This is a genomic window from Paenibacillus sp. FSL H8-0317 (assembly GCF_045040685.1).
Lineage (GTDB): Bacteria > Bacillota > Bacilli > Paenibacillales > Paenibacillaceae > Paenibacillus.
Genome location: NZ_CP150294.1, coordinates 2428156 through 2454388, shown reverse-complemented (window position 1 = coordinate 2454388; position 26233 = coordinate 2428156). Strand labels below are relative to the sequence as shown.

Sequence of the window (26233 nt, the reverse complement as noted above, 5' to 3'; positions counted from 1 at the left end):
TACATCATCATGAAAGAACAATCTACACAAGTTAGACTATGGACCACCGATTTTATTCTGCTGATGCTGTGCAACTTCTTGTTGTTCTTGCAACTGCACATGATCGTCTCTCCGCTTCCGTCCTACGTTCAGGAGCGATTTCACGCCAATGCATTTGAAGTAAGTTTATTCACCTGTCTGTTTGCACTAAGTGCCATTGCAGCCCGTCTTTATTCCGCGAAAGCACTGGAGAAGGGCCTTCGTAACGCCATGATCTATATAGGCCTGTCCGTAGCCCTGCTGGCAACGCTCGGCTATTATTTTGCTGCCGGTATAGCTGTGCTCTTGTTGCTGAGAATGTTGTTTGGTATCGGGTTTGGTATGAGCAGTACCGCTTTTCCAACGATGGCCTCGGACATTGTGCCTGTCAAACGAATGGGTGAAGGTATGGGTTACTTTGGTCTATCGACTAGCCTGGCTATGTCTATGGGGCCAATTATTGGGGTCACTCTGCTACAGGGTGCTGGATTTGTAACCCTCATGTTATGTACTGCGGGTGTCCTCGCTGTGATCTATCCACTGAGTTATTCGCTGACACGCAAAAAAGCAGTCAGAACCGATAACAGTACAACCATCATGCCACAAGCCACAACAAGTGCTTCAGGGTCCAACCCAAAACAGAAGACACCTTTCAACCGCAAGCTGATTCTGCCCAGTGTGCTGAATTGCCTGTTATCCATCACCTATGGTGGGCTTGTTGGATTCATCGTTCTGTATGGCAAGGAAGCCAATCTGGCCAATCCTGCGCTGTTCTTTTTGTTCAATGCACTCGCCGTGTTATTGGTTAGACCCTTTGCAGGACGGATCTATGACACTAAGGGTCCAAAAGCACTTCTCATTCCAGGGGCTATATTTATTGCTGTTGGCCTCATTCTGCTCTCGTATGCAACCTCCATGTCCATCTTGTTCATTGCTGCCTTTATCTACGGGATCGGCTATGGTTCCATGCAATCGTCTCTGCAGACCTGGATGATTCAAGTTGTATCTCCATCTCAACGGGGTATGGCTAACGGTATGTTTTTGAACTCGCTGGATCTGGGTATCGCAACCGGTGCCCTTCTTCTTGGCGCCATTGCGGCCATAACCAGTTATACCGATATGTATCGATATTCCGTGATGTTTATGATTCTGTTCTTGCTTATCTATCTGATTCAGGGAAAACGAAGCGGCAGTTTCTCCATTGAACCTCATGCTCTGCTCGCTCATACGCATATACCTGCAACAAATACAGATCAGCCCAAGGATTCGGAACATAATACGCAAGATACCAGAAATAAGAAATAAACCCGTCCATGGGAATGACACGATTATGTGGTTTATTCTTATGATCAAGAAAACGCGTTTACACCGAGAATGCATACTTTCTCAGGCGTAAACGCGTTTTTTATGGTCCATGGTATTCAATTAAAGATAAGAATGAATTGTCGGCTAATACCTTCCATCTAGAGTGGACTTTTCTTGCGCCGTATAGGAGCATAACCTCGACTCGTCTCAATCCGATCGATATGCCGTTCATCCTGTTTATGTCCGCTTCCTGAAGTAGGTTGGTCTCCCTTATCGGGTTTGACCGCAAATAAGGTGAGCAATGCCCCTACAGCTCCAGATGCGGCGAGCACACCAAAAAGCCAAAAATGTTGTGTGCCAATCAACAGGGACACAACAGGAGGACCAAGCGATACACCGATGAATCGCATGCTGCTGAACAAACCTGTAATTGTACCACGCTGTTTCTTATCCACACCTTCAGTAATAAGGGCATCCAGACATGGTAAGGTTGCTCCTACTCCGGCACTTCCTAATGTGAACAGTCCCAACACAACGTAGATATTATCAAAAATCCCAATAACACCCAGCGAAACGGTTACAAGAACTAGTCCTGCGAATCCGAGCCATTTCATGCGAGGCTTACTCTTTCCAATCCACTTTCCTCCGAAAAAGGAAAAAAGACATAAGGCTGCCAACGGAATCGCAAGTACAAGACCTTTTACGACCCCTTTCATGCCGAACTCACTCTCCAACGTCTCGGATAGATAATAAAGCACACCAAAAAGAATAAACATGCAAATTCCACCGATTGCAAACAAAGCATATAACCATCGACCTTTTTCTTTCAATACGTCCCGAATGGAAGCCACAAATTCCGTAAAGGTGGGTGGCTTTTCTTTTTTCTTGGGAGACTTCACCAGGAAAATAACCAGAATCACCGAGATTAAACACAATACAGGAATAGCCATAAATGGTAAAAACCATAGCCAAACAGCCAGTGCTGCACCCAAAATCGGACTTAACACTTTACCAAATGTATTCGAGGTTTCAATGATTCCCAGGCTTTTGCTAACCTGATCTTCATCATTAAACATGTCCCCAACCAATGGAATGACAATAGGGAATGCGCCGGCTGCTCCAACCCCCTGTAATAACCTGCCACCCAAAATGGTCCAGTAAGCTACATTTCCATCCAGCATCCATGCACCTACACCAGCTACAGCACCCCCGACGGCTGCAATGATGAGGCTGGGAATAATGACTGCTTTTCTGCCAAAACGATCAGACAAATACCCTGCGATTGGAATAAGCAGGATGGCAACTACAGCGTAGACTGTAATAAGCATACTGACCTTGAATGCAGATACCTTCAATTCACGTTCAATCTGTGGCAAGATCGGTATAAGCATGGAGTTACCCAAGGTCATAATTAAAGGGATGGAAGCAAGTGCGACGAGGTCCCACTTTTTATCATTCATACCACAACCACCTTTACAGATTCTACACACAACAGCATTATTGTGCTTGTTTCGGAGGTTGATTATTCAGGACATGCTACAACTACAACAATCTAAAGTGCCGTAACGCTGCTCCGCCTTTGAAAATAATATACAGCTCATTCACCTTATGTGGCGCCTCAAGCGAACACTGGACTGTTGTCCACTTGATATCTTTCCCATTCACACTGCCTCCAGGTCCAGAAACTTCACATACACCGAGCAGTTCGCCCTCCAGTCCTCCAGAACGAATCTCCAGACTGCCCTCTTCCCCAAAAGCTGCCACTCTGGCTTCAAATCCTTGCACTTCTTGAACAGCATTATGGTTGAAAGCGATCCAGGACAACTGCGTCTCTTGATATAAGGGTTCTTCCCGAATGATTGCCCGAACTGCCGAACGCCCTTCCAGACATTCATCCAGTAGAACACCTGCACAAGCATCGTAATTCTCGGCAAAGGTAAGCAAGTTCAGCGGACGATCAGGAATCGCCTCACCTTCAATTTCAATATCAGCCGACTGACGTATATCTGCGGAAGAGCGCCCTGCCAGGATGGACCAGGTTGCTGTCTCCAGGCAGTATCGATCTCGGGTAACATCCCATAGCGCCAGCTTCTGAACAGGGACTTCTAGACTTATCGTAACACGTGTCCCTGCTTTGACATGAACACGGCGGAAAGCAAGGAGTTGCTTCTGAGCACGTTTCACTCGGGAGGTATGCGAAGATCCATAGATCTGTACGACTTCATCACTGTCACGTTGACCTGTATTGTGTACCTCCACTTCAATTTTCAATTGATCTGTGGTCGTGGATTCCTCTGTAGCACTGCGACTTACACGAATCGCTTCGTATTCGAATTCCGAATACGTCAGGCCATGACCAAATGCATATTGAACCGGTCCTTCATGATACATATAGGTCATGCCATTCTGAATGATGTCATAATCCATCATGTCAGGAAGCTGTGATTCATCTTCATACCATGTCATGTTCAATCTGCCTGCTGGGGCATAATGACCTAACAGCACATCTGCAAGCGCGTTCCCCAATTCCTGACCTGCATGTGTCATATAAACGATTGCGCGGGCAATACCTTTCAACTCCTGCAAGGCAAATGGATAACTGCCCATAATGACAACCACTGTATTGGAATTGGCTTCACACACAGCTTTGACAAGTTCGACCTGACTCGGCGGAAGCAGCAGACTTGGGCGGTCAATTTCTTCTTTGCCGTTTATGTATGGGCTGTTGCCAACAACAACGACAGATGCCTGACTGCTACGTGCAGCTTCTACAGCTTGTTGTATTCCGCTTGTCACAATATCAATATTGAATGCAGAAGGTATCTGTGTATTGCCAGGTGATTGACTTGCGTGTCCAGAGTCACCAATATCATTCGGATTTGTACCTGTAGCTGTAGTCTGTTCTCCTTGTGGCCGGAGTGGAGATACAGCAGACTGTCCCTGATATTCGCTCAGCCCAACAGGAATACCGTTCCACGCCCGCAAGGTGTTACTTCCATCCGTTAGAGGATCTATGCGAACAACTTCCTTCACGAACCAGCCACCAATCTCCGGTGCATTTGCCTGATAGATACCTTGCTCGGTTAAGCTAACGTATCGATTATTGTTCACACTTCTCAGCGTATGACTTCCCCAACCCCAATCCTGATGTACAAATTCGGCGGTTGGAGGTGCACTGGCTTCCGGTACAGCGACGAGTGTACCTTGCGCACCAAGAGTTACAACTTGTCCATCTGTTGTCTTCAGCTGAATACGGTCATTCCCATCTGCATACGTTATGTCTGATTGAGGTAGTCGATTACGCAGTCCATCGAGGACGGATACACGATAAGGCAGTGTGCCACTGTACCAATCGGTATAGACAACATCCGCAAGGGGTCCAATCACACTGATTTTCTGCAACGCTTCTGGCTGCAATGGAAGCAATCCATCATTTTGGAGCAAAACAATGGATTCGGCAGCGGCACGATAACTGAGTTTGGCGTGCTCCGGTGCACATAATACCGACTCGGGAATAGACGCATATGGATTTTGCCCCGACTGATCCAGTTGTCCAAGTCGCATCCGCACACCAAAGATGTTACGAATCGCTCGGTCCATATCAGTGACATCCAACAGATTCCGGTCAAGAGCCTCCTCCAGAGCAGACACAACAAGATCAACTTCATCTGTAAGACAATCCACTCCTGCCTTCAACGCACCTGCTGCTGACTCGGCATGGCTGGTATGATAACCATGATAATTCACCGTCTGTGACAGGTCTCCACCATCACATACAATGAAACCTGGCATCGCCCACTCACCCTTAACCACATCATTCACATATGGACTTTCAATAGCAGGTGTACCATTGATGGAATTGTAAGCTGTCATCATGGACAAGGCTCCGCCTTCCACAAATGGCGTTTCAAATGCTTTTAAATAATATTCCCGCAGATTGCGAGGGTCGATGCTGGATGAACAATTCAGACGATCTTTCTCATTATTATTGGCAAAAAAGTGTTTCAATGTCGCGACCATTTTCAGATAAAAAGGATCATTTCCCTGCATGCCTTTAACGAGTGCTGCCGACATTTCTCCCGTGAGGACCGGGTCTTCGCCATATCCCTCTTCCGTTCTGCCCCAGCGTGGATCACGTTCCAAGTCAACTGTTGGTGCCCACAGTGTTAACCCGTGAACTTCAGGATCACGGTGATGATATGCCCTCGCTTCATCGCCAATGACTGAACCAATCTCCCGCATAAGTCTCGTATTCCAGGTACTTGATAGACCGAGAGGTTGCGGAAATACCGTTGCCTCCCCTTTCCATGCAACCCCGTGGGCAGCTTCGCCCCCAACGTTGTAGGCTGGAATGCCCAGTCTTGGTACAGCTGCTTCGCGTGTAGGAATTAGTCTGATCTTCTCCTCTGTTGTCAATCGTGCAATCAGGTCATCCAAACGTTCCTCAAGTGAACGTGACGCGTCCCACATCGGGTATTGATGATACTCCTTCATCCTTCATTCCTCCTACGAGTTAGTTGTATTCCAGTCGCTTCCATTGCTCCAATAAATCCAGCGTACGCTGGCGATACTTCTGACCATCTTCAGGTTGATTAACCTGATGTTCATGAACGTAGGCATTGAAATACGAAGACAGTATTCGGTAGGCAAGCCTGCGTGCCTGTCCTTCAATAGATGAGTCCAGAGGACGATCATATCCTTCATGGAAAGCCACCGACTCTGTCGACAATATGGCTTCAAACTCCCTGTCGGCAAACATGGATCGATCCCCGTCAATGATTGCCGCAATGTTCAGCTCACCCTTTTCCTGATGAACAAGTACATTTGCTTCCCAGAGGTCATTATGAACGAGTACCGGGCGGGTCACTTGATCAAATAAGTCTTTATTTTTGATGAAAATAGCGGCGATCTCTTCCCCTACACCTAGCATATAATCGGCTTGGGCCGCTTTAAGAGCAGTTTCTTCTGCAAAAGAGTGCAGCACCTCGGACCATTGATCCGAGCCTTTAATCGTCCCATCACCCTGCGGCCAGCCAAACGATGTACCCTCGATCTGATGCATGATGGCGGTATATACACCAAGCTGATGATACAATCGCTCTTTGTCTATGTCTGAAATTGATACGTGATCCAGCTGCTTACTCGGGATAAACGCCATAAACATGTACGTTCTCGGAATGATGGACCCGCTGTCATCACAGGCGATAATGTTGGGAGCAGGAATGCCTGCCTTGCGGTAATATTCATATACAATCGGTTCAGCCGCCATCATCGTGCGTTCGAACGAAAATAGTGGATCCCCCGCAGAACCAGCGGCCATCTCTCCCCGCTCTGGAGCCAAACGTAAAATCACATCCGTATAGGATGTATGTTCAAGGTGAATCCGATAGGTTGTATTAAAAAGTCCACCTTGCAGGAGACCAAACCCCTTCACTTTGGTATCGCTTCCAAAATGAATTTCTACCAGTTGATGCAGCATCTCTGCTGATATCGTACAGTGCAAACCCGAATTCATTGTACTCATTTCATTCAATCTCCTATCATCGTAGACAAACAGACGGCACCTTTCGGCACCGTCCTTTTCTTCTACTATATCATGTTACAGTTGGATTGTAAGCGCGTTTGAGCCTGTTGCTGCCGTAACGACAACACCATTTGCACCAGACACTTGGGAACCGCCTTCAACGCTGGATACACTCTCAATGCCGCGAAGCACCAAGCTCCATGGTTTGCCCGCACCTTCTGCACGAACATCCAGCACTGATCCATTACGTGTAACGTTAACTGTCAGCTCCTGTTCAGCCGCTTGGTTCACAACGACAGCTTGAGCCGTTTGACCATCAGCCAGTTCGAACAAGTGCAAGGACACATCATTCGCAAAGTCATAATCTGGTTTACTATCCACCGCACCGACAGCGATCAGGCTGTTTGGCTTAACCATCATTGGCAGTGTTTTGAAGTCATGGTTTTCACTGATCCAGCGTCCACCTTGTACTTTCGCTCCAGTCAGATAGTTCGTCCAAGTTCCTTCAGGCAGGTAGTAACGAACATCGCCTTCCTTGTTGAAGATTGGAGCCACCAGGATTGAATCGCCAAACATATATTGCGTATCCAGGCTGTATGTTGTTGGGTCCTCTGGGAAGTCCAGCAACATAGCGCGCATCATCGGAATTCCTTTTACCGTTGACTCCACCGCAGAATTGTACAGATATGGCATCAGGCTGATTTTGAGTTTGGTAAAGTCGCGAACAACGTCCACGGATTCCTCGTCAAACAACCAAGGTACACGATACGAAGTGCTTCCGTGCAGGCGGCTGTGTGAAGATAACAATCCGAATTGTACCCAGCGTTTGTATACGTCAGGGCTCGCCGTGCTTTCAAAACCACTGATATCATGGCTCCAGAATCCGAAACCGGAAAGTCCCAGTGAAAGGCCACCGCGAAGTGATTCGGCCATGGATTCATACGTGGAAGAGCAGTCACCGCCCCAGTGAACCGGGAATTGTTGCCCACCTGCTGTTGCAGAGCGTGCAAACAGGGCAGCTTCGTTTTTGCCAATCTTCTCTTCGAGCAATTCAAATACAGCTTTGTTATAGAGCTGTGTATAATAGTTGTGCATTTTAACCGGATCAGAGCCATCGAAGTACACAACATCAGTCGGAATTCTTTCACCAAAGTCGGTCTTGAAGGAATCTACACCTTGATCCAGAAGGACTTCAAGCTTACTCTTATACCAATTCACAGCATCCGGGTTCGTGAAATCAACCAGAGCCATACCTGCTTGCCACATATCCCATTGCCATACGCTGCCATCGGCTGTTTTAACCAGATAACCATTCTCCATACCTTCATCGAACAAGTAGGATTTTTCTGCAATATATGGATTGATCCAAGCACAGATTTTAAGTCCCTTTTCTTTCAGACGTGCAAGCATGCCTTCTGGATCCGGGAACATCGCTTCATCCCATACAAAATCAGACCATTGGTATTCCTTCATCCAGAAGCAGTCAAAATGGAATACAGACAGCGGAAGATCACGTTCAGCCATGCCATCTACGAAATGGTTAACCGTTGCTTCGTCATAATCCGTTGTGAATGATGTTGTCAGCCACAGACCAAATGTCCATGCTGGTGGAAGCGCTGGTTTACCTGTTAATTTCGTATAATTATCAAGTACATCCTTAGGATTGTCACCGCCGATAATGAAGTACTCCAACGTCTCGCCCTCTACGCTGAACTGCACTTTGGATACATTCTCGGATGCAATCTCGTATGATACGCGTTCAGGATGATTTACAAATACGCCATATCCTTTATTGGACAAATAGAACGGAATGTTCTTATAAGACTGCTCACTGCTTGTACCGCCGTCCTCATTCCAGGTATCTACGATTTGACCATTCTTAACAAACGGCGTGAAGCGCTCACCGAGTCCGTAAACGTATTCACCAATACCGAGATCAAGCTGTTCGCGGAAATATGCTTCCTTGCTTGGACCTGTAATATAACCAGCAGCTCTTTGACCGCTACCTGTAATCCGTTTTCCTCCATACAGGAAGCTAATGTCCCAACCATTTGTTTTGTCGATTTGAACTTCCAGATTGCCGCTTTTCAAAACAGCACCTTGTTCATTTTTTGCGATCTCAACGTTGGCTTCTTGTGTGTTAAGCTCAAATACAGGTCCTTTTTTCACGCCGCCTTTATGGTGATTCAGAGTTACACGAATAACGTTAGGCATTGGTGAGCTGTACGTTGCTTTCAGCAATGTACCGTTCAGAGTGTCGCCTTTGCTACGAATATATTTAGTTGCCGCATATACGGTCACAGAATTGTCTTTTTGCACAATATCACGAATGTCAGTCGGGTTTTGAATCTGGTACCCTTCACGAGTCATCCAGAATCCATCAGTAAATTTCATGTTTTCTTTCCCCCTTTGGTTATATTATAATAATATTGATATTAATAATGAATTTCTTCTCTTATTTTGACCAAATATATCACGATTTTGATAATAAACATCCGATTCTTGAACATCATCACCAATCTATGGAAACGATTACATTAATAATGATACAAAAGGAGAATCTGATATGGAACGTGAACGATTACGGGAAGACCGGATTCACGGCAATGCCATGTATCCCGTCAGTGTGTACCCGGATATTCAACAACTAAACGGGGATAGCATTCTCGATTGCCACTGGCATGATGAGATGGAGTTCACCATGGTGACCAAGGGCTGCGCTGTCTTTCAGATTGATATGAACACCGTTGAGGTACAAGCTGGAGAAGCCATTTTCATTAATAGAGGCGAGATTCATGCGGGGTATCTGAAGGGCGATGTTCCCTGTGTATTCTCTTCCATTGTATTTAATCCCGAGCTGCTTGGCAGCCGTACCTTCGATACAGTTCAAGAGAAATTCATCGGTCCACTAGTACGCAAAACGGTGATTCCCCCCAGTCATATCAAGGCAGATGAGGATTGGGGACAAGAAATTCTGGATCTTCTGAAACGTATATTTGCAGACCATGCTACCCGAACCGAAACGTGTGAAATGTCAACAAAAGCGTACCTGTACCTCATATTTTCCAGAATGTTCGAACATATGAAACCTGCTCCGCTCAAAGGCACCGTGGCTACAGGGAGTCATGACAAGGTAGAGCGCCTGAAATCCGTGCTCGGTTATATCCACAAACGTTATCCTGAACCATTAAAGCTGAAAGAACTGGCCGATGAAGCCAATATGAGCGAGGGACACTTCTGCCGTTTCTTCAAACAGATGGTGCAGAAAACCCCTGTAGATTACATTAACTATTACCGTGTTCAACAGGCCTGCGTTCAGCTTGAGAATACAGATCACAAGATTGTTGATATCGCCATGGATGTGGGTTTTGAGCATCTAAGCTACTTCATCACTACATTTAAAAAGCATAAAGCCACCACACCTTCACAGTATCGCAAAATGTTCTATGAGAACGTGGCCATGGATTCTGCCCTGGTTCAGGTGTAAAAGAAGAAGGTGCTCGCAGCTATTCAGCTGCAAACACCTTCTTTTATCAACTTCCAATTCCCGAAAACTAACAAAGTAACGCTCTGAGACACGTTGTTTCAGTTAGAACTCTTTCATATATTACTTCGAGCATTGCGCTAAGAAGCTTATTGGTGTCTTACTTTTTCAGGGTCTTCCATGAAGTGTACTCATGTACGGAGAAACCGTTAAAGGAGGCATGTACTGAAGCCATTTTTTCGACCAACTTTAATTGTGTTTCCATATAAGCAGATCCCTCTTCATAAAAAGTAATGAAGTCGCCTTCCTTACTTTGCTTTGTCTCCACCGCGATCGAGATCGTCTTGCCAAGCAGAGCTGCTTCTGCAAGTTCATCCTTCGCTACACTATAGATTGCAGCAGCTGTATCGCGGTAAGCCATAATGGTGATGGAATCAAATTTGCGAATCATCCAACTGCTTACGGCCATCGTGGAACCCGGGATTTTGTAGTTATCGAGCCAGAAAGGCAGATCAGCCGCTACCGGCATCTTCATCCGTGATGCTCGCTCAACAATGTACTCCACATTGCCTTGCCACTGGGTAATTACACTAGCCTGATTGATTTTCCACTGCGGGTGCACATGTGGCTCAATATCCAGATGGATACCAGCAAACTTCTCATTAGGCAACGCCTGCGCCTGATATGTCTCGATCCAGTCCAGGAAAGAAGCAATCTGCTCCCGGCTTTCCGTCAAACCCCAGGCTGATCTTCCGTCCATGACATCCACCGCAATATTCTTGACTCTCGCCTGGCGGATAAAACTTTTATACTCAGGAATCTTTATATCCCGGTTTATCTGCAGATAGATCGTATTGATCTTGTTCGCTGTAGCGTAATTTAACACCTCTTGAGGATTACTTCGGATCTGGGTCGTATCCCACACCCAAGTCGCTCTCACCGGCACATCAAGTTCTCCATGAATCGTTGCATAACTGTCGACTGAACCATCCGCAATGGCTTTGGAAGAACAGGCTGTACTCACACACAGGATCAAACAACTCAGTAATAAGATAAAACGGTAACCCCTTTTGCTTTTCATATTTGTACACTCCCTCTGAAGTTATCAGCTCTGACGTGCAAATCTGGATGAAATTGTGTCGTTTCATATTCATTTAATGGATACTTATTAGGTACGACGAATTTGGATTGCTTTTATATGCAATATCATCTTTAAGACTTACGACGAAAGAATCATATAACTATATTTCGGGAATTCGTAGTTCTGTATGTATAGTTCAAAAGTCGCAATTATTCATTTTTTTTAAATTCAATCCTTATTTCAGCATGACTTCAGTCATTATTGCCATATGTACATCAAGCTCCAGAAGACCTAGAAAGCGTTTTCTCCCAAAATACACCAAAAAACCGCCCTAAGGCGGCTTTATATGGAACCCTATTTAATGATGTTCTAGTCGACATTTCCGTTCATTCATTACCCGATGGAGCTACAGGTGTATTCTCAACCACTTCATCGAAAAGGGACACCAGTTCAATACCTTCTGCCGAGATCCGCACAAGCCCCTTGTCGGACAAACGTAATTCCGGAATTACAACCAGCGCGAGCAACGAAAGCGTCATGAACGCATTATTCAACGTACATCCTCCGGACTGTAAAGCTTCACTGACTGCTGCCGATTGGGCTGCAACGACTTCAAATGGCTCGGTTGACATCAAACCTGCAATCCGCAGCGGGAATTCGGTTACACCTGCTGCCGTTACCACGGCAACCCCGCCCTGCATACGAATGACGCGATTACCGGCTTCAGCCATTAGCTCATCATCATTACCGATAATCAACAGATTGTGACTATCATGAGCAACCGTCATCGCAATCGCTGCAGGTGATGTGAAGCCGATGCCTCCAACAAGCGCTACCGCTCGATTCCCGGTTTGTTTGTGACGCTCCAAGACCGCAATTTTACATACTTCCCCTGAAGTTGAAACCACAACCTTGCCGTTCTCTACGGAGACTGGCAGGTGTTTCTCCTTTGTATCCACATGATTCTCTGTCACATGAATGATTTTGGCACCAATCGTCCCCTCTTGAATCGGTGCAGCCAACTCCAGATCTTCCGGCTGAATATTAGCTTCTAATTTCACCGTGTTCAGCGCTTCCTCAGGGTACGTGAAGCTGTCCCATACCGCCGTCATTTTCCCATTCTCGGCTACAACTTGCCCGGCAGCAATCGTCATGCCCACACGTACATCCGCCAACCGGCCGTCCAGCAGAATAATATCGGCTATATTGCCAGGAATGACCGCACCAATGTCGCGCGCAACTCCGAAGCGCTCAGCCGTGTTAATGGTTGCCATCTGAAAAGCCGTAACCGGCTTCACTCCTTGGGAGATTGCTAGACGAACAACAAAATCCATATGTCCTTCTTTGAGCAGGGATTCAGAGCTTCGGTCATCGGTCACCAGCATCATCCGGCGTGTATCCAGACCCAGCTCAGTACAAGCTTTGATCGTCTCTGCTACATCATGCCATGCCGAACCTTGGCGCATCTTCGCGTACATTCCGAGTCGCAGACGTTCAACCACATCTTCCTTGGTCACACATTCATGATCTCCCGTAACGCCACTCGCTGCATACGCTGGCAGACGCCAGTCATCTGCAGCCCAGGTGAAATGACCGTCTGCCACTTTACCTGCCCGGAGGGTCGCCTGTATCTCACCGATCATCGTCTCGTCCCCATAGACTACCCCAGGGAAGTTCATCACTTCACCAAGACCAATCATGTCCGGACCCCAGGAAAGAGCCTCCGCTACCTCTTCAGGCCCGATATAAGCACCTGTTGTCTCCAGTCCTGGATGAGTGGAAGGCACACAGGAAGCCACCTGCATATAAGCAGCCATCGGTGTGGTCCGTGCTTCATCCAGCATCAGTCTCAGTCCTTTGAGACCAAGCACGTTAGAGATCTCATGAGGGTCAAAGAAACCTCCGGTCGTGCCTGAAGGCAACACCGCTCTCGCAAATTCGGTTACTTTCATCTGTGTGCTTTCGATATGGCAGTGTCCATCCAGCAGACCAGGAGCGATATACTTACCGTTCGCTTCAATAATCCGGGTATGTTCTCCTATGGTGTGGCTTACATCTTTACCGACATAAGCGATTCGAGCTCCCTGTACAGCTATGGACATCTCAGGCAAAATCTCACCCGATATCACGTTTACCAGCGTACCTCCCCGAATGACCAAAGTCGCTGGCAAATCTCCCCGTGCTGTAGCGACCAGATCAGGTACACAATCGGCCATAAGTGGCCGTTCAAATGATGGTTTGTTCATTTTGTTGCCTCCTTTAATAAACGATCCAAAAAAAAATATATTGTTACGATTATATGAGTCCGGACTTCATGTGTAAAGAAAAATCACATCCATTGTGCTTTAATACAAATTATGCCGTCGTATTTATTCACGGGACCCAATCCTTACGGATTCACGTTAGGTATTTCCATTTCATACGATCAACTATATATGGCCGAAACCTCATCATGTACACTTCTCTCGCTAAGCTAGCTTCTTCCCGAGAAATGTATCATATACAGAAAAACTCCCGTTCCATTGAACGGAAGCCTTCTTCATGCATATGAAATGTTAGGTCAGTCCACTTGCACAGCAGACACCTTGCCAAGATCATACCATTCTTCCGACTGGGCGGTAATGAACGGACTCGGTGTGCCGACACAGTATACGTGCAGTAGATGCATCGCTCGTGTGCAAGCCGTGTAGAACAACTTGCGTTCATGCTCCTGGGCATACTGCTTCGCAGAGCCGTCATAGATCAGGACAGCATCGAACTCCACGCCTTTGGCCAGATACGCCGGGATGACATGAACACCCTGCTCAAAAGCCAGCGTCGTTTTTTTGATTAACTTCGGTGCTGTGGGCAGTGCCTTGCTCAATGCAGCATGGACGTCTCTGCTCTGTTCGGCGGTCTTGCAGATGACTGCAACCGATTCATACCCTTCCTTAATCAAGTGCTTAAGGTCTGTTGTGATGACATTTATATGACGCTCTGAATCAGAAGAAACGATCACTTTAGGTTTCTCACCGCTACGGTTAAATGGAATAATCTCTTCCCCACCAGGCACCATGCCACGTGTAAACTCCACGATCTCCCGGGTAGATCGATAACTTCTGGTCAGCTCAATCACTTCCGTATTGTCTGGTCCGTACAGGTTAGTCAAGGGTCCTGTTCCGCTAAGTACTGAAGAGTGGGCATAGATTGCCTGATTAAAGTCACCAAGTGCTGTTATTTTCGCCCGTGGGAACAGTCTCTTCATAAATGCCAACTGAAACGCAGAATAATCCTGGGCTTCATCAATGATGACATGGCGAATATTGGAGTTAATATGGAATCCAAGCATAAGCTCACGCAAGTATAAGTATGGCGTAATATCTTCATATGCCAACTCCTGAAGCTTCAATCTGCGTAAAGTCATCTTACAGATTTCATCCCATTGAGCAGGCAACGCTTCGTCACCCAGCAATCGCTCCATCTGAGCCTGATCGTTGAATAGATGTGCATATAATTGTCTTATATCAACGAATCGTAAGGACTTAATCCATTTACGCAACGGTTTGAGTCGGTCACTGACCACCATACGTGCCAGAATTTCTCTTTCCTGCTCGAAGTCATTAAACGTATGGGTCTTTCCTTTTTGTTTGCGCTTCAACCGTTGATACGCACGTTGCAGATCCTCCGGCTCCATCAGATCAAGTTGCTGATCCACCCAAGGCGCATCCAGTTCACCTTTACCAAAGGCAGACAGTTCTTTCAGCATCCAGTCCCGCAGCATCTCCAGTCGACTCACCAGCTTGACGGACGACTCGAAACTGTAGAACTTCTCAGCCATAGCCTCTGACGTGACAATCGCTCGGCCCTGGAAGCGTACCGGCTTGAATTTCATGCCACCTGACAACATGCTTTCCTTATAACGTGTAATGACTTTCAGGAAAGATTCGGATGACTTGAAGCGAATGCTGGACATGCGCACATCGTAATCGGGATCTTCCGTCCCCGTAAGTACATATTCAAGTTGAATAAACGGATCTTCCAGTTGATATTCACGACCCAAACGGCGCTCCAGATACTCCTGGAAGGTCGTTTGCAACATGTTTTCCTCCCCAAGCTCAGGCAGTACCGTGGAGACATAACTGTTGAACATGGGATTTGGTGAAAAAAGAACCATCTGATCCGCTTGCAGATGCTCGCGGTATTTATAGAGAAGATATGCCACTCGCTGGAGCGCCGCGGATGTTTTGCCACTGCCGGCTGCGCCTTGCACAATGAGCATACGTGTCCGGTCATTACGGATAATCCGGTTCTGCTCCTTCTGAATGGTCGCCACAATGCTCTTCATCTGTGCATCCGAAGTTCGACTGAGCACGGCCTGCAACAACTCATCACCAATCGTAACCCCCGTGTCAAACATAAAACGGATACGTCCGTCCCTAATGACAAACTGCCGCTTCATCTCTATATCACCGCTGATCTCACCGCTTGGAGTCTGGTACGTAATTGGACCCGGCGCTCCGTCATAATACAGGTTAGAGATTGGTGCACGCCAGTCGTAGACCAGAAAGGATTCTTCCTTCTCATCCAGTAACGAGGCAATACCCAGATAAATGCGTTCTGCATTTGGATACCCATCTTCCTTAAAATCAATGCGGCCAAAATACGGTGAATGATGCAGTCGTTTCATTTTGTCCAATGCAGCCGCTGTATTGAGATGACTGCGCTCCCGATCAGACAGTACCTGTGACTGCTGCCGCATACTGGTTGAAGTTTCCCCGACATCATCCGCTTCACTAAAGTTCATTGTGACTTCGTCCCAGAAATCTTTTCTCATGCCAACCACTTCGTCCCGGAAGGAACCTACTTCATCTTCCAGCGTTGTGATCTTGCGCTCAATCTGATCGGTCACCGTGTTGACCCGTTGTTGTTCTTCACTCCACTGCTGCTCTGTACTCATATGTTAATAGCCCCTCTTTCCCCGGATTGTGTCCTCAAAATCCCATTTGACAAGCCCGAAAAGGCAATGGTATAATTATTAGAAAGTAAACATTTTAATTATATGTTAATTAGTTCTAATTTTCTGAAAACCATTTTTTATTGTACCAGTGACAACGTCCCGATGCAAGCGGAGGCGTTTTTTGTTGTTTTCTTCTTCATTATTACCCAATCACCGGGTCCTCATCTGACTTAGCTACTCCTGCCTATTTTCGTAATTCTTCAATCGTCTCTTTCCAACGTGTAATTGCTCCATGTTCATCTTTTAATTGAAAGGTTATTCCTGAAGTGATCTCCGCATATGGCGCGTGATCCACACGTATTTGGAGCACTTGTGCTTCAAAACGATCTCTCGGATGAACAGCGCCCTTCATCTCAGGCAGTCGTACTGCTTCTATACGGATATGCAGCAATCGATGTCCTTGAACCGCAATCAAGGTAGCCTTGCCTGTTTTGCTCATGTTCATACTGGTCTGTGTACCCTGCCATAAAGCCAGTCTTAGCTGATGCGGATTTATCGCAATCACTTCCCCCATACTGATCATCGCCTGATGGGGCCATTGATCCTCAGATACGGTCAGCAGTTGCATGGCTTCATGCTGTTTATGCGCCAGATTTGTCCCACTCAACCATTCCATTAGTCCAGCGTCCAATTCCTCTATAATCATGTCTCTATCCCTCAGTTCGTTAATATTCATTCATGCCCTTCAGCCGTATGTATGACAAAACAACCCGGACACGATTGTCCGGGCAATGTTGTAACTACATTGTATATGATCGCCAAGCAGGTGCGCAATTCGCACTTAGAGGTTGTTCAAAAAGTCTAATTTTGATTACAAATCATGCCTAACGGCATCATCAGCATCGAATATGAAATTCAGCCGAAATGTCCGTTGCTCACGTAGTTGTCCTACGCTCCGCTACTCCATTTCTATCTTCATTCCATCTTCTTGGTACTGAAAACCAGACTTTTTGAACTTGAATTTAAGGCCACTTAAGCCAATTCAAAATTTTATCCTGTGATTCTTTGTCTTCGCTAGCGCTATGCACATGTTCGGCAAGTCGATTCAAACGTTCCAGCTGATATCCGTAATCATAGATCGCAGCGGCCACGATGGACAATCGTAACATCCCTTCCTTGTCGATATCAAACTGGGTGATCGCCTGCTCCATGAAACGGTCATTATCCAATACAAACTGTGCGGCCTCTTCACCATTAGGCTTCAGCTTATCCTCGAACTTGAGCAGTGCATGCTCATGGAATTTGATAACCAGTTCAAGATGTGAGTCAAAAAACTGATCCATGGCCGTTGTCCGCGGTGCCTGGAAATAGTGGCGTTCCACCGAATCCAGCACCTCATACCCTTTTTGCAGACTCAGCAGCATTTGTTTGTAGACCACCATCTGACGAGTTTCGCTGAATTTCGAACGTTTCATCTTTTTCTGTTCCTCTTCGAACAAGTTATACTTGTCGGACAAAGACTTAATGGAACCGCCCAGGTTGCTTTTCTCCTCCCGGAATACAACTTCCTTGATCTCATCCGAGATCGAGGTTCGCAGAAGCAACGACATACCGCTGAATACACTATGGATCTGCTTCACGAACTGAACCTTCGGTTTCGGCGGAAATACCGTAATGTTGATGAGAAACGCCGATACAATACCAACCAGTGTCAACAGAAAACGATTGAGTGCAAAATGCCAGTCACCCGATGCTTCCATAATGGATACAACCGTGACCAGTGTCAGGCCAACCGTCTCACCCATATTCAATTTAAGACAGATCATGATGACAAGTACAATAATTAATCCAACAGCGATTGGCTCATTGGACAACACCATGCCCCCCACCAGGGCGACAATAGCTCCCAGCGTGGTCGTTTGCAATTGATCCAGGAAGTATTTCCAGGAACGATAGATGGAAGGCTGCATGGCGAATATAGCCGCGATTGCGGCAGGCACGGGAGATTGCGGGTTCAAGAACAGGCTGCTAAGGTACAAGGCAAGCGTAACCGCGATCCCCGTCTTAAGTACACGTGCACCAAACGACATGGTGGTGACCCCTCCTCTTTACCGAACCTGAAATTTTACATTTGATAATCATGTTCATTATTACCCCATATTTCTTTTTTTGCCTGAATTCATTCAGGAGAACGATTTATTGTACCATGTAAGGTCTTCCGTTGCCATGTCATAAGTCAGAGCTATTGTGAAATTAATTTCTTTATGTATGTTAATACACATTATTAACCCAAAAAGAAGCAAATCTTCAAAATGGATTTTCGCCACTTCAAAGATTCGCCTCGGTTACTAATTATACCTCTGTGGAATACTCATGCTTATTATGCCTGCCTAACGGTCCGTGCCCTCCCATTCCCTTTTGAACTGGTCCACGAACTGCACCATATAATCATGACGCTGTTCCGCCAGCTCCCTGCCATAGGAGGTATTCATCAGATCCTTGAGCTTGAACAACTTCTCGTAAAAGTGATTTATCGTTGTGCTGCGCCCATTGCGATATTCCTCACGGGTCATCTGCTCCCGTGGGGGAAGGGACGGATCGTACATCTCGCGCCCTCTGGCTCCTGAAAAGGCAAAGGTTCGCGCGATCCCAATCGCACCCAGTGCATCCAGTCGATCTGCATCCTGAACAACCTGTGCTTCAAGCGAACTGACCGCAGGACGCTGACCTCCCGCATATGAGATGGTGCTAATAATACCCACAACCTTATTACATATATCCGAGTCAAGAGGCTGGGTATCCAACCAGTCATTCAGTTTGGCCATCCCGGCTTCCAAGCTCTCATTCAGCTTCTCATCCGGTACATCATGTAATAATGCAGCCAGCTCACAGACAAATGGGTCTGCACCCATGCGGTGAGCGAGTTCAACCGCAAGTGCCGTTACCCGTTCAATGTGCGGCCAGTCATGACCATCACTATGCTTGGATGAGTCCCCTTGAACAAAGGATCGCGCGGCGCGCAGAACAGCCTCTCCTGCCGTTATTCCATCTATATTATGCATGTGCCCTGATTCTTGCAAATTCCCACCAGGTTGAAGAGGGTTCTCTGGCATCTTACGATTCCCCACCTTCACGGGCCTGTTCACGAGGAATACGCCGAGCTACACCCGTCTTAACAGCTGCTTCAATCACGCGACTGCGCATCGATTTGACCACTTTATCATTGAACACACTCGGAATAATGTAATAGCGTGTACGCTCTTCATCCGTAATGGCCGAAGCGATCGCTTGAGCGGCTGCCAGCTTCATTTCTTCATTAATTTCGGTGGCTCGGCAATCCAGAACTGCCCTGAACATGCCCGGGAAACATAACACGTTGTTGATCTGATTCGGATAATCGGATCGGCCTGTTGCCATTACAGCCACAATGTCTTCCACCAAGGCAGGCATAATCTCTGGTACCGGGTTTGCCATTGCAAACACGATTGGATCTTCCGCCATGGTCTGCACATCTTCGCGAGTTAACAGATTCCCTCGGGACAGGCCAATGAACACGTCGGCTCCGCGAATGACATCACGCAGCGAGCCAGTCTCCAGTTCGGGGTTAGTACGAGCTGCATAGTCACTCCAGACTTCATTCTCATAGGTTTGTGTCCGTACAATCGCACCCTCACGATCGACACCTATAAGTCGACTGGCTCCTGCGGACAATAAGATGTTACTGCATGCTACACCTGCTGCACCGATACCACAGACCACAATCTTCACATCTTCAATGGACTTGCCCACCAGTTTAAGCGCATTGATCAGACCGGCATATAACACAACCGCTGTGCCATGCTGGTCATCATGAAATACAGGAATGTCCAATTCCTCATTCAGACGACGTTCAATTTCGAAACAACGCGGTGAAGAGATATCCTCCAGATTAATGCCGCCAAAACCAGGTGATATCGCTTTCACAGTGCGTATGATTTCCTCGGTATCCTGTGTGTCCAGGCAGATTGGGAAAGCATCCACACCTGCAAACTGTTTGAATAACATTGCTTTACCTTCCATGACGGGCATCGCTGCACGAGGCCCAATATTACCAAGCCCAAGCACCGCACTGCCATCAGATACGACGGCCACTGTATTCCGTTTAATTGTCAATGAGAAGGCTTTGCCGGGTTCTTCTGAAATGGCTGAACATACACGAGCCACATCCGGAGTGTACACACGTGACAGATCTTCCCGGTTTTGAATTGGGGTCTTTGGTGTTACTTCGATCTTACCGCCCAGATGAAGCAGGAACGTCCGATCCGATACATTAATAATGGATACACCTTTAAGCTGGCGCACCCCTTCTATAATTTTACTGTTATCTTGTGCATCTGTAACTGCGACCGTCAAGTCGCGCACGCTTACATCCTGATTGGTGGAAATCACGTCGATGGCAATGATGTCTCCCCCAGCTTCCGAGATGACCGAAGCCACTTCGCCAAACTTGATATCCTTAGTTGTCATTTCCAGTCGAATAATAATGCTGTTACCATCCAGATTTCTTTGATTCATTTCCATTCCTCCCAGACTGAAAGTCTTGAGTTACATGTTACGTGTTTGTCTTCGCTACGCGGACACGTTTATCCTTTATCTTGTCCAGAAAAAGTGGTTCAACAGCCAAATGCATAAATAAAAAAGATGGCTTGAACACCAATGCAGGCGTTCAAGCCATCTTTTCTCAATACTAACTTCATTCATTTAGTACCATATAGAATCTATATTATTTCCGTGCAACTGGTCTGCGCAGAACACAAATGTCATATGGCTTCAAGCTGAGACTTGCTTCCACAGCATCACCACTGAGCAGATCGGTATAGGACTGTCCATCTAATTCAACCAGCTTCTCATCTGGTGTGTAGTTCTGTACAAACACATAATCAGCTGTACCATCTGTACGCGTATGCGCCGTTGTTCCGGCAGGCAGCTCGGTTTCAAGTCCACGCTCAATGTTCAGGTCAGCGATTAGTTTCGCATAGAAATCATCATAGAATGGTGCTTTCAGACGTGTCGCTACATAATATGCTTTCCCTGAACCCAACTGGTTAACCGTCAATGCCGGACGTCCGGCATAAAAGTCTGAACGGTACGTAGCCAGGGACTTCGCGCCTTCCAGATGAATCAGATCACACAGTTCAATTGCATCGTACGCTGTATTGAGCTGAAGCTCATTGCCCTTCTCCGGGATGATTCCGTTCAGATCACGATCATGCAATCCGTCAATTTCCTCGGACCAGATACCAAGTGTCTTACGCAGTGGGCCTGGGAATCCACCCAGGAAGCACAGATCGTTTTCGTTAACAATACCAGACCAGTAAGTTGCTACGAACGTACCACCTTGTTCTACAAACTTCTCAATACGTTCCCCGACACCTTCACGTACCAGATAGAGCATTGGCGCAATCAGCAGCTTATACTTGGACAGATCTGCATCCATATCAATAACGTCTACAGCGACTCCCTTTTTCCAAAACGCTTCGTAATGCTCTTCCACCGTCTGCTCATACTTCACACCGATATTACGCGGACCCTGGGAATCATTAACGGCCCAGCGGTTTTCCCAATCAAATATGATTGCAACTTCTGCCGGAACCGCTGTTCCTACAATAGCTTCCATGCCTTCAAGAGCCGTTCCTACGTCGGTGACATCTTGGAACACTCGAGTGTGTTCCGTTCCTACGTGGTCTACCACCGCACCATGAAGTTTCTCACTAGACCCCCGGCTTTTTCTCCACTGGAAGTACTGAACACTATCGGAACCGTGTGCCACAGCCTGGAGGGAAGATAGCAAATGCATGCCAGGTTTTTTCAGTTTGCTGACATCTTGCCAATTCGTCGAACTTGGAGTACTCTCCATCAGCAAGAACGGCTGACCCCCTTTGATGGAACGAACGATATCATGCATCATGGCGATCCGGGATGCCTGTTTCGCGTCATCATCTGCATCATGCCAAGTCGGATAGCTGTCCCAAGAGAGGAAATCCAGAATATCGGCGAACTTCCAATAGTTCAGACCACCATAGAATTCCATCAGGTTCGTTGTGACTGGCAGATCGGGATTTTGAGCTTTCAATGGTTTCGTTTCATGCACGATAAAATCAGCTGTCTGATCCGTAACGAAACGGCGCCAATCCAGATTCATTGCGTGTACCTGTGTCTCACCGTGTGGAGCCGGAGATTCCACTTGACTCCAGTCTGTAACCGTATGGCTCCAGAATGTCGTCCACCACGAATGATTCAGTTCATCGAGTGTTTTATACTTCTTCTGAACCCAACCACGGAACGCTTCCTGACAATAATCACAATGACAGTCTCCGCCGAACTCGTTCGAGATATGCCAGCCGATTACAGCCGGATGATCCGAATAACGTTCTGCCAGTTTTGTGTTGATTGCAGTAACCTTCTCACGGTATACCGGGGAAGTATAACAATGGTTGTGACGGAAACCATGCAGATTACGGACACGTTTCTCAGAGACACGGAGTACTTCCGGGTACTTGGCGGACATCCAGGCTGGTCTCGCACCACTTGGTGTAGCCAAAAATGCATAGATGCCATTAGCTGCAAAACGATCCAACACCTGATCCAGCCATTCGAATGTATATACGCCTTCTTCCGGCTCAAGGGACACCCATGAGAAGATACCAACAGACATCACGTTACACTTGGCAAGCTTCATCAAGCGAATATCTTCTTCCAGGATTTCAGGATAGCGGAGCCATTGCTCCGGGTTATAGTCTGCGCCATGCAACATGTGCGGGGCTTTGGAACTTACAGGTGGAAATTTGTATGTCATAAGGACAACTCCCTTGCTTTAATTGCTGTTTTTTTAAATTTATATACGATAACAACGACTTCACAGACAATACATATTACGCTAGATTACACGTATGTCACGACATCTGATTCTTCAACAGTAGTGAGTGCTGTAAACGATTCCAACTTGCGACCTTTAAAATCAAACATGGTGAGGTTGCCCCAGTTATTCGGATGACCGACGGACCATTCTTCTTTACTTGGTATCCAGGCAGGTTCCCAATAATAGAATCCGTGCCCCAAACCACCAGGAACTTCGCGAATAATTTGCAATAGATCCTTCAGATATTTGGTCTGTCCCTCTACACTTGCAGGGTATCCTGGTAACAACATATCTTCCTGATTCAAAATCCATTCAATGCCTTCCGGCTGCTCCAGCGTCCATGGATAAGCGGTTTCAACTACATTGATCGGTTTGCCATAACGCTCAGCCAGATCATGAAGATTGTCACGTAACGCTTCGAGTGTGCCATGCCACCAAGGGTAATACGAGAGACCAATGATATCGAACTCCACACCCAGTGCTTCAAAGCGATCATAAAACTTGCGGCTCTCGGCGTTATCTCCACCACGATCAATATGTATCATAATCTGAATATCCGCGTCAACGGATTTGACCGCAGCAATTCCGTACTTCACAAGGCCTGCAAAACGCTCCCACTGTTCATCCGTATCATGCTCTTCTCCACCGACACGTCCCTCATTCCATAACATGCCTGGTGTAATCTCGTTGCCCACCTGCACCATGTCCGGAAGCGCATCGTGTTCCTTCAACGTTCTCAGAACGTCAGCCGTATACATGCATACCGCACGTTGAAGCTCTTCATAGGACAGATTCTCCCATGCTTTCGGCTTCCATTGATTGGCTGGATCAGCCCAGCGATCGGAATAATGGAAATCAAGCAAAAATTTCAATCCCTGTTTCTTGATCCGTTTGGCTACCTCCACCGTCCGCTCCAGATTGCAGAATCCACCAACAGGATCATTCCAGATTCGAAGTCGTATCGCGTTAGTGTCATTAATCTTCAGGATGGACAGCAAGTCTTGTTCCTTGCCATCCACATCACTATAACTCCCGCCATGTTGTTCGATTTCATCCATAAAGGACACATCCATTCCCAGAATGAATGTCTTTTCCGTCAAGTTGCTCACTGTATCAACCTCCATTAATTTGGGGTACAGGCTCAGCCTTTAACTGAGCCCAACGTCATACCTTTGACAAAGAAACGTTGCAGGAAAGGATACACAATCAATATCGGTGCACTTCCGATGAAGATCTGAGCTGCCCTTACCGTGGTTTGAGAGAGAGCTTCCATTTCTTTTGGATTCATGCTCATGCTACTCATATCACGTCCAATAATGACCGTTTGCATAAATGTAGCAAGTGGATAATCCTTGGCGTTATTCATGTAGAGTAATCCATCAAACCAGGAATTCCAGTGGAACACCATACTGAACAATGCAATTGTTGCAATGGACGGCATCGAAATGGGAAGGAAGATCCTGAATAATGTTCTGAAATGGTTAGCTCCATCCATCAGCGCCGCTTCCTCCAGCTCTTTTGGAATACCGCGGAAGAAGTTCAGCATCAAAATGACAAGGAATGTGTTCACTGCCCCTGGGAGTACCAGTACCCAGAAGGAATCCATCAACCCGATCTTCTGGATAACCATGTAAAATGGCACCAGTCCCCCGTTAAAAATCATACTGAATACAAAAATCCAGGAGTAGATCGTTCTGCCTTTGAATTCACTATTCTCTTTGGACAACGGATACGCCGCCAGGAACGTAATCAGCAAGGTAATCGCTGTACCAATTACTGTACGTAGAAGTGAAATCCAGAGCGAGTTCAAGAAAATTGGATTGTTCATCGTCTTTTTGTATGCCTCAAGTGAAAAACCTACGGGCCAGAGATTGACCAGATTGGCGTCGGCAGCAGCCTTTGTACTAAAGGATACTGCCAGTACATGAATCATTGGTACAATACACATAATGGCGACCAAAATCAGAAAGCAGGTATTGATTATATTAAACACGCGATAAGGCAATGATTTATGATACATCGTGGTCCCTTCTTTCTCTGTTCATTCGTTTAGAATATGCGATATCCGGCGTATTTTTTGGCTAAGCTGTACGATACAAGAATCAAGATCATACTAATGACCGATTTGAATAATCCGATCGCGGTTGCAAAGCCCATCTCACCATTCTGCATTGCGGAACGATATACGAATGTATCAATGATGTCACCCGTTTGATATACGAGCGGGTTATACAAGTTGAATATCTGGTCAAATCCGGCATTCAGTACGTTACCAAGTGCCAGTGTTCCTACAACCATCAGCATCGGCACAAGCGAAGGGATTGTAATGTGCAGTGTCTGTTTCCAGCGTCCTGCTCCGTCAATTTCCGCTGCTTCGTACAATGCTGGATTAATTCCGGCAAGCGCAGCCAGAAAGACAATCATGTTATAGCCAAATTCTTTCCACACATCTGTCAGAATGACCGTAGATCGGAACCAACTGTTGTCTCCCAGGAAGAAATATGGCCCGAGTCCGAAGGTTCCCAGAACCCGGTTAACCAAGCCGCCTGTTGACAACAGATCTATCAAAATCCCGCCCAGAATGACCCAGGACAAGAAGTGAGGTAAATAGACAAGTGTTTGAATCGTTCGCTGTACAGCCATCTTGCGAACCTCATTCAAAAGAATGGCAAAAACAAATGGAACAAATAAATTAAAGATCAGTTTAAGTACAGCAATAATCAATGTGTTCCAGATGACCTGTAAGCTGTCTTCACGTTCAAACAAATATCTAAAGTTGTCCAGCCCAACCCATTCAGAACCGCTAATCCCAAGCCATGGCTTGTAGTTCTGGAATGCCATAATAATCCCGCCCATAGGCACATAACTGAAGATAATCAGAAAGATAATGGCTGGCAACAGCATAACGTGGAATGGCCAAGTGCGTTTCAAAGTTCTCATGATTGCTCCCCCTGTATTTCTTCCTACTCAAGTACTCCCTGAGTGGC

At 46.6% G+C, this 26233-nt stretch carries 17 protein-coding genes; 2 read left to right on the top strand and 15 right to left on the bottom strand.

The features are described from left to right. The first annotated feature begins 9 nt into the window (after positions 1–9). On the top strand, positions 10–1323 hold the full coding sequence (locus tag MHB43_RS11540) for an MFS transporter (RefSeq protein WP_237176017.1): 1314 nt from the start codon (positions 10–12) through the stop codon (positions 1321–1323). A gap of 158 nt (positions 1324–1481) precedes the next feature. Here MHB43_RS11540 and MHB43_RS11535 read toward each other — a convergent pair whose 3' ends face one another. The 4 genes from MHB43_RS11535 to yicI form a co-directional block, all read right to left on the bottom strand. Then, positions 1482–2783 (bottom strand): MFS transporter, encoded by a 1302-nt coding sequence (locus tag MHB43_RS11535; protein WP_339183940.1) that lies wholly within the window; start codon positions 2781–2783, stop codon positions 1482–1484. Positions 2784–2865: 82 nt separating this feature from the next. Further along, positions 2866–5817: a glycoside hydrolase family 3 C-terminal domain-containing protein gene (locus MHB43_RS11530; protein WP_405131998.1), complete on the bottom strand. Its 2952-nt coding sequence runs from the start codon at positions 5815–5817 to the stop codon at positions 2866–2868. A 19-nt stretch (positions 5818–5836) separates the two neighbouring features. Further along, positions 5837–6847 (bottom strand): aminoglycoside phosphotransferase family protein, encoded by a 1011-nt coding sequence (locus tag MHB43_RS11525; RefSeq protein ID WP_221823479.1) that lies wholly within the window; start codon positions 6845–6847, stop codon positions 5837–5839. Between the two features lie 75 nt (positions 6848–6922). Beyond that, positions 6923–9241 (bottom strand): alpha-xylosidase, encoded by a 2319-nt coding sequence (gene yicI, locus MHB43_RS11520; RefSeq protein WP_405131997.1) that lies wholly within the window; start codon positions 9239–9241, stop codon positions 6923–6925. 172 nt (positions 9242–9413) lie between these two features. Here yicI and MHB43_RS11515 point away from each other — a divergent pair, with 172 nt between their 5' ends. Then, a complete protein-coding gene (locus MHB43_RS11515; protein WP_405131996.1) occupies positions 9414–10334 on the top strand; it encodes a helix-turn-helix domain-containing protein in 921 nt (306 codons plus the stop codon). Positions 10335–10491: 157 nt separating this feature from the next. On the opposite strand, the gene MHB43_RS11510 is transcribed toward MHB43_RS11515, so the two are convergent. The 11 genes from MHB43_RS11510 to MHB43_RS11460 all read right to left on the bottom strand — a co-directional run bounded on the left by MHB43_RS11510 (position 10492) and on the right by MHB43_RS11460 (position 26186). Beyond that, positions 10492–11412, bottom strand: coding sequence for a hypothetical protein (locus tag MHB43_RS11510; protein WP_405131995.1), 921 nt, complete (start codon positions 11410–11412; stop codon positions 10492–10494). 386 nt (positions 11413–11798) lie between these two features. Next, positions 11799–13658 (bottom strand): adenine deaminase, encoded by a 1860-nt coding sequence (locus MHB43_RS11505; RefSeq protein WP_405131994.1) that lies wholly within the window; start codon positions 13656–13658, stop codon positions 11799–11801. Between the two features lie 314 nt (positions 13659–13972). Further along, positions 13973–16348, bottom strand: coding sequence for an RNA polymerase recycling motor HelD (helD, locus tag MHB43_RS11500; protein ID WP_405131993.1), 2376 nt, complete (start codon positions 16346–16348; stop codon positions 13973–13975). Positions 16349–16592: 244 nt separating this feature from the next. Beyond that, complete coding sequence (locus MHB43_RS11495; protein ID WP_405131992.1) at positions 16593–17084, bottom strand: pyridoxamine 5'-phosphate oxidase family protein; 492 nt, start codon at positions 17082–17084, stop codon at positions 16593–16595. 286 nt (positions 17085–17370) lie between these two features. Further along, positions 17371–18438, bottom strand: coding sequence for an aromatic acid exporter family protein (locus MHB43_RS11490; protein ID WP_017689291.1), 1068 nt, complete (start codon positions 18436–18438; stop codon positions 17371–17373). A 300-nt stretch (positions 18439–18738) separates the two neighbouring features. Next, positions 18739–19461 carry an HD domain-containing protein gene (locus tag MHB43_RS11485; protein ID WP_339307839.1) on the bottom strand — a complete coding sequence of 241 codons (723 nt, stop codon included), beginning with the start codon at positions 19459–19461 and terminating at the stop codon, positions 18739–18741. 1 nt (position 19462) lies between these two features. Beyond that, complete coding sequence (locus MHB43_RS11480; RefSeq protein WP_036670229.1) at positions 19463–20902, bottom strand: NAD-dependent malic enzyme; 1440 nt, start codon at positions 20900–20902, stop codon at positions 19463–19465. A 208-nt stretch (positions 20903–21110) separates the two neighbouring features. Next, on the bottom strand, positions 21111–23183 hold the full coding sequence (locus MHB43_RS11475; RefSeq protein ID WP_339307837.1) for a beta-galactosidase: 2073 nt from the start codon (positions 23181–23183) through the stop codon (positions 21111–21113). An 86-nt stretch (positions 23184–23269) separates the two neighbouring features. After that, positions 23270–24355 (bottom strand): arabinogalactan endo-1,4-beta-galactosidase, encoded by a 1086-nt coding sequence (locus MHB43_RS11470; protein ID WP_339307835.1) that lies wholly within the window; start codon positions 24353–24355, stop codon positions 23270–23272. A gap of 32 nt (positions 24356–24387) precedes the next feature. Next, positions 24388–25266, bottom strand: coding sequence for a carbohydrate ABC transporter permease (locus tag MHB43_RS11465; protein ID WP_339307833.1), 879 nt, complete (start codon positions 25264–25266; stop codon positions 24388–24390). Positions 25267–25295: 29 nt separating this feature from the next. Further along, entirely contained in the window at positions 25296–26186 is an 891-nt protein-coding gene (locus tag MHB43_RS11460; protein WP_017689297.1) for a sugar ABC transporter permease, read from the bottom strand. Positions 26187–26233 lie beyond the last annotated feature (47 nt).

Excerpts from the sequence above, each read along its gene's own strand:
- MHB43_RS11540 (WP_237176017.1), top strand. The coding sequence starts at position 10 with ATGAAAGAACAATCTACACAAGTTAGACTATGGACCACCGATTTTATT.
- MHB43_RS11535 (WP_339183940.1), bottom strand. The coding sequence starts at position 2,783 with ATGAATGATAAAAAGTGGGACCTCGTCGCACTTGCTTCCATCCCTTTA.
- MHB43_RS11530 (WP_405131998.1), bottom strand. The coding sequence starts at position 5,817 with ATGAAGGAGTATCATCAATACCCGATGTGGGACGCGTCACGTTCACTT.
- MHB43_RS11525 (WP_221823479.1), bottom strand. The coding sequence starts at position 6,847 with ATGAGTACAATGAATTCGGGTTTGCACTGTACGATATCAGCAGAGATG.
- yicI (WP_405131997.1), bottom strand. The coding sequence starts at position 9,241 with ATGAAATTTACTGATGGATTCTGGATGACTCGTGAAGGGTACCAGATT.
- MHB43_RS11515 (WP_405131996.1), top strand. The coding sequence starts at position 9,414 with ATGGAACGTGAACGATTACGGGAAGACCGGATTCACGGCAATGCCATG.
- MHB43_RS11510 (WP_405131995.1), bottom strand. The coding sequence starts at position 11,412 with ATGAAAAGCAAAAGGGGTTACCGTTTTATCTTATTACTGAGTTGTTTG.
- MHB43_RS11505 (WP_405131994.1), bottom strand. The coding sequence starts at position 13,658 with ATGAACAAACCATCATTTGAACGGCCACTTATGGCCGATTGTGTACCT.
- helD (WP_405131993.1), bottom strand. The coding sequence starts at position 16,348 with ATGAGTACAGAGCAGCAGTGGAGTGAAGAACAACAACGGGTCAACACG.
- MHB43_RS11495 (WP_405131992.1), bottom strand. The coding sequence starts at position 17,084 with ATGAATATTAACGAACTGAGGGATAGAGACATGATTATAGAGGAATTG.
- MHB43_RS11490 (WP_017689291.1), bottom strand. The coding sequence starts at position 18,438 with ATGTCGTTTGGTGCACGTGTACTTAAGACGGGGATCGCGGTTACGCTT.
- MHB43_RS11485 (WP_339307839.1), bottom strand. The coding sequence starts at position 19,461 with ATGCCAGAGAACCCTCTTCAACCTGGTGGGAATTTGCAAGAATCAGGG.
- MHB43_RS11480 (WP_036670229.1), bottom strand. The coding sequence starts at position 20,902 with ATGAATCAAAGAAATCTGGATGGTAACAGCATTATTATTCGACTGGAA.
- MHB43_RS11475 (WP_339307837.1), bottom strand. The coding sequence starts at position 23,183 with ATGACATACAAATTTCCACCTGTAAGTTCCAAAGCCCCGCACATGTTG.
- MHB43_RS11465 (WP_339307833.1), bottom strand. The coding sequence starts at position 25,266 with ATGTATCATAAATCATTGCCTTATCGCGTGTTTAATATAATCAATACC.
- MHB43_RS11460 (WP_017689297.1), bottom strand. The coding sequence starts at position 26,186 with ATGAGAACTTTGAAACGCACTTGGCCATTCCACGTTATGCTGTTGCCA.